Origin of the sequence: Alkalicoccobacillus porphyridii, assembly GCF_007293315.1 — a bacterium.
Lineage (GTDB): Bacteria > Bacillota > Bacilli > Bacillales > Bacillaceae_D > Alkalicoccobacillus > Alkalicoccobacillus porphyridii.
This window is the reverse complement of sequence record NZ_VLXZ01000078.1, coordinates 1-366: the sequence shown is the minus strand read 5'-3', so window position 1 is coordinate 366 and position 366 is coordinate 1. Positions and strand designations below refer to the sequence as shown.

Here is a 366-nt window from a genome sequence, read left to right as displayed (position 1 = left end):
AGCTGATCCATCGTGGTTGCGCCCAGCAGAGTGCTGGCAACAAACGGTTGACGGCGTACAAACGCGAGCGCCATCTGAGCAGGGTCCAGGCCATGACGTCTGGCGATATCAACATACGCCGCGACGGCTTTTTGCGTTTGCTCACCGCTATAGCGGGTGAACCGACTAAAGAGCGTATTACGTGCGCCAGCGGGTTTTGCACCATTGAGATATTTCCCGGTCAGCGTGCCGAAACCCAGGCACGAATAGGCCAGCAGTTCGACCCCTTCATACTGGCTGACTTCTGCCAGACCTACTTCAAAACTGCGGTTTAACAGACTGTAAGGGTTCTGAATGGTGACAATACGCGGCAGATCGTGTTTGTCC

Annotated in this window: 1 protein-coding gene; it reads right to left on the bottom strand. The window is 54.9% G+C overall.

Features of this window, described 5'->3' with window-relative positions:
- Nucleotides 1-366: aldo/keto reductase (locus FN960_RS23595; RefSeq protein WP_185971129.1), on the bottom strand; the 366-nt coding region annotated here is incomplete at both ends.